The sequence below is a fragment of the Frankia sp. CgKIO3 genome (assembly GCF_977946435.1).
This window is the reverse complement of record NZ_CDWTMO010000092.1, coordinates 11,742-16,648: the sequence shown is the minus strand read 5'-3', so window position 1 is coordinate 16,648 and position 4,907 is coordinate 11,742. Positions and strand designations below refer to the sequence as shown.

Genomic DNA, 4,907 nt, shown 5'->3' with positions numbered 1-4,907 from the left:
GTCCCCCACTGCGGCTGAGCGGGCGGAGGCGGCGGGCCCCACTGCGGGCCCCCCGCCGGGGTCGGCGCGGACGGAACGGGTGGCGCGGGCGGCGGTCCCCACTGCCGGCCGCCCGGGGGCGTGCCGTACGGCGCCGGGGCGGCCTGCGGGTGGGGCGGGGCCACGGGTGGCTGCACGACCTGCGTCGCGGCCTCGGCGGGGTCGGGGACGCCGGAAGTGCCGGAAGTGCCGGGGTCGTCTACGGTGATGCCGAAGTCGATCGCGATGCCGGCCAGCCCCGAGGCGTAGCCCTGGCCGACCGCCCGCACCTTCCAGGCCCCGGCGCGCCGGTAGAGCTCGACGAGAATCAGCGCCGTCTCGCTGCTCAGCCCGAACGGATCGAAGCGGGCGAACTCGGCGCCGCCACGCGCGTCCCGCACCACAATGCTCAGGCCGCGCAGGGCGGCGAAGGTCGCCGGCCCGCTGCCGTCGAGACTCCCGGTGACGACCACCTTGTCAATCTCCGGCGGGACCGCGGCCAACGTGCACTCCAGCACGGACGGCGGTACGAGACGCACCCCGGGACCTGTCGGCTGGTTGAAAAAGACGAAGTCGTCATCGGTGCGCACCTTGCCGTGGATGGTCACCAGGATCGCCGCGATGTCCAGCGGACTCGACGAGGCGATCTCGACCCGGACGTCGGTGGTGGGCAACGCAGCGTTGCCGCCCTTGGTAAGCACCTGTGCCATGAACCCCTCCAACGTCGCACCACGATAACTCCCGCGCCGGCCACCACGGTTCCCGGGATCACTGCCGACCATACGATCGCGGGTATGGAACAACGTGGCGGGGCATCGGCCTGGTGAGCGACAGCGCGATCCTGCGATCGGTCGAGGAGCATGCGGCGGCGGCCTTCGGACCGGGCACCGGTCGGGCCGGGGTCACGTTCCTCGGCACCGACCAGATCGAGGTGCTGCGGTTCGGCCCGGACCGAGCGGGCGTCGTCCGCTATCTCACCCTGGGCATGTCCCGGGAGCCGATGACGGCGGCGGCGGCGACCGTGCGCGATCCCGCCGGCCCGCGGGCCGAACTCGTGCTGTCCCTGCGCGGGCGGCGCGACAGCGTGCTGCGGCGGTTGGCCGTGTTGGCCGCCGTCCCGACGGTCGAGGGCCGTCCGGTGGCTCCCGGGTCCGGCCTGGATCTCGGGGAACCGCTCTGGGACGGCGCCCCGTTCACCGCGGTGCTCGTCGGCGAGCCCGGCGGGCTCATCCCCGATCTCGCCACCGGGCTCGCACCCGTCCGCTTTCTCCCCCTGCTTCCGATGACCCCCAACGAGTCCGCCTACAAGCGGGTGCACGGCCCAGACACGCTGCATCAGCGGTGGCTGGCGGCCGGGACGGATCTGCGCGACCCCGGCCGCCGGGAGGTCGATCTCGGCTGACTCCCGGCACGGGGGGTGGATCCGTCGTGAACGGGCCGCGGGTTCATCCGTTTCCACTACTCTCATCTAGTTGTGACCCGTGACTACTCTCATCTAATTGTGATCCGTGACGCCGCGGCCGGTTCTCCGCGTTCCCGCCGATTCCCGCGGGCGCCCTCGCCGTCAGCCGCCACCGGTCAGACTGGTCGACCGGCCGGCACCGATCCGTCGGCACGCGCCGATCCGGGTACCGGTCCTCGCGCCGCCGCCCGGTCCGGCCACGGGACGAACCCGGGGGCCGGTCCACGCCGCCGTGCCGTCCTGCTCGGCGGCCTCGGGCTGGGGGGCGCCGCGCTGGGCGGGGCGAGCCTGGCGGCCTGCGGCGGTTCCGGCGGTTCGATCCCGACCCCCGCGCCGGCCCTGCGGACGCCCACCCCGATCGCGGGCGTCACCGACGGGATCTTCGGGCTCGGGGTCGCCAGCGGCGACCCGTTGCCGGACGGCGTCATCCTCTGGACCCGGCTCGCACCGAGGCCGACCGAGGGCGGCGGCATGCCCACGCGGGACATTGAGATCGACTGGCAGATCGCGACGGACGAGGGTTTCCGCGATGTGGTGCGCGCCGGCACGCAGACCGCGCAGGCGGCGTTCGCGCATTCCGTCCACGTCGACGTCCGCGGACTCGCGCCGGAGCGTGACTACTTCTACCGGTTCCGTGCCGGCACCGTGCTCAGTCCGGTCGGCCGGACCCGGACGGCCGCAGCCCCCGGGAGGGGACCGGAATCGGCCGGCGGTGCCCTGACCTTCGCGCTGGCCTCATGCCAGGACTTCCAGAACGGGTATTGGCCGGCCTTCGACGGCATCGCCGCCGACGCGCCGGACCTCGTCGTCCACGTCGGCGACTACATCTACGAGTATGACCCGAGGAGCACCTATCCGGACCGGCGGCACACCACCCCGCAGCGGCCCGGCCTGGACCAACTCCAGACGCTGGCGGACTACCGCAACCGGTACGGCCAGTACAAGTCCGATCCTGCCCTGCAGGCCGCTCATCACGTGGCCCCCTGGGTCGTCACCTGGGACGACCACGAGGTCGAGAACAACTACGCCGGGCTGGTCGACGAGGCCGGCGACACCGGGAAGCAACGGCAGGATCCCGCGGCGTTCGCCCGCCAGCGTGCCGCCGCCTACCAGGCGTACTACGAACACATGCCGATCCGGGCGGAGCTGAATCCGGGATCGCCCGACATGCGGATCTACCGGCGGTTCGCGTTCGGGAACCTGGTGACGTTCAACGTCATGGACACCCGGCAGTACCGGACCAGGCAGCCCGGCGGCTCCCCGCAGGGCATCGGGCTCGCCGCCCTGGGCCGGGACAACACGGCCGGCACGATGGCCGGCACCGCCCAGGAACGCTGGTTGCGCGACGGCCTGACCACGTCGCGGACCCGCTGGAACGTCCTCGCCCAGCAGACGATGCTGGCCCAGCTGAACGGGCAGCTACCCCTCGGCGAGGGACCACGGCTGGCCAACCTGGATCAGAACGACGGGTACGGCCCCTACCGGGCCCGGTTGCTGTCGGAGATCCGCGACAGCGGCGTGCGCAACCCGGTGGTGCTCTCCGGTGACATCCACTGCGCCTGGGTGAACGACCTCCGGGTCGATTTCGACCGGCCCGAGACGCCGGTCGTCGCGACGGAGTTCGTCTGCACCTCGATCAGCTCGGCCTTCTTCCTCGTCAGCGAGGACTTCGTCCGGCGGAACAATGCCCGGCTCAACCCGCATGTCCGGTATTTTCGCGGTGACCGGCGAGGTTACACGCGCGTTCGCGTCACCCCGGACGAATGGCGCGCGGACATGCGGGTCGTTGCCGACATCACCACTCACCACTCGCCCACGTCCACGGATGCCACCTGGGTGGTCGAGAACGGGCGGCCCGGCGCGCGGCCGGCCTGAGAGCGAGTGTGCGGCGACAGCACGCTCCGGCCCTGCCGGCCCGCACTGCCGACCGCTTTCCACCCGATTCATCGGAAAAGGCACGGGAATTCGACCACCGGATGACCTCCACCGGGTGGCCTCGCCGGCCTGCGCATCGCGAATAAATCCGAAGAAACTCGACGGTTCTACGGCCAGGACACCGGTCGCCACGTTAGCCTTTCCCCGGCCCGTCCGCCGCTTTCCACGCGCATTCTGGCGCCGTGCGGACGACGAACATCGGGAGCCGAACGTGACAATTCTACACCAACCGAGAGAACCGGGCGGAGCAGCGGATAGCGGGACGCAGCCGGTGGATGTCATCGCCGCGCACACCAGGCCACGTACCCCTTTGCTCGGCTATCTGCGGACGACGTCCCACAAAGACATCGCCATCCTGTACGCCGTCACGTCGTTCGGGTTCTTCCTCTTCGCCGGTGTCCTGGCCGTGATGATGCGGGCGGAACTCGCCCGCCCGGGGCTGCAGTACTTCTCCAACGAGCAGTACAACCAGTTTTTCACGCTGCACGGCACACTGATGCTGCTCATGTTCGCCACCCCACTGGCGTTCGCGTTCGCGAACTTCCTGGTGCCGCTGCAGATCGGCGCGCCGGACGTGGCATTCCCGCGGCTGAACGCGATGTCCTACTGGTTCTTCCTGTTCGGCAGCCTGGCGGTGATCTTCGGGTTCCTGACCCCGGACGGCACCGCGTCCTTCGGCTGGTTCGCCTACTCGCCATTGAACAGCAAGGTGTACTCGCCGGGAGTGGGCTCCGACCTGTGGGTCGTGGGTCTCGCGGTCTCCGGTGTCGGTACCATCCTCGGCGCCGTCAACATGATCACAACGATCCTGACGATGCGGGCCCCGGGCATGACGATGTTCCGGCTGCCGATCTTCTGCTGGACCTTCCTGGCGACCTCGATCCTCGTGCTGATCGCCTTCCCCGTGCTCGCCGCGGCGCTGCTCGCCCTGGAGGCCGACCGGCGCTTCGGCGCGCACGTGTTCGACGCCGCCAACGGCGGCGCACTGCTCTGGCAGCACCTGTTCTGGTACTTCGGCCACCCCGAGGTCTACATCATCGCCCTGCCGTTCTTCGGCGTCATCAGCGAGATCCTGCCGGTCTTCTCCCGCAAGCCGCTGTTCGGCTACAAGGGCCTGGTCTTCGCCACCATCGGCATCGGAGCCCTGTCCGTCGTGGTGTGGGCGCACCACATGTTCGTCACCGGCGCGGTGCTGCTGCCCTTCTTCGCGCTGATGTCGTTCCTCATCGCGGTGCCGACCGGGATCAAGTTCTTCAACTGGATCGGCACGATGTGGCACGGGCAGCTCACCTTCGAGACGCCGATGCTATTCGCGGTCGGTTTCCTGGTGACCTTCCTGTTCGGTGGCCTGACCGGGGTGCTGCTGGCCAGCCCGCCGATCGACTTCCACGTCAGCGACAGCTACTTCGTCGTCGGCCACTTCCACTACGTCGTCTTCGGGACCGTGGTGTTCGCCGCCTTCGGCGGCACCTACTTCTGGTTCCCGAAGGTA

The 4,907-nt window shown here is 70.0% G+C and carries 4 protein-coding genes; 3 read left to right on the top strand and 1 reads right to left on the bottom strand.

What is annotated here, in order from left to right; genetic code table 11:
• Nucleotides 1-728 (bottom strand): TerD family protein (locus AC08OJ_RS12025; protein ID WP_476595762.1); only part of this gene is annotated, 728 nt, incomplete at its 3' end.
• Nucleotides 729-841: 113 nt separating this feature from the next.
• Between AC08OJ_RS12025 and AC08OJ_RS12020 the strand changes: the two genes are divergently transcribed.
• The 3 genes from AC08OJ_RS12020 to AC08OJ_RS12010 all read left to right on the top strand — a co-directional run.
• Entirely contained in the window at nt 842-1,420 is a 579-nt protein-coding gene (locus AC08OJ_RS12020; protein ID WP_476594581.1) for a suppressor of fused domain protein, read from the top strand.
• A gap of 300 nt (nt 1,421-1,720) precedes the next feature.
• Nucleotides 1,721-3,355 (top strand): alkaline phosphatase D family protein, encoded by a 1,635-nt coding sequence (locus AC08OJ_RS12015; protein WP_476595763.1) that lies wholly within the window; start codon nt 1,721-1,723, stop codon nt 3,353-3,355.
• A 271-nt stretch (nt 3,356-3,626) separates the two neighbouring features.
• Nucleotides 3,627-4,907: cytochrome c oxidase subunit I (locus AC08OJ_RS12010; protein ID WP_476595761.1), on the top strand; the 1,281-nt coding region annotated here is incomplete at its 3' end.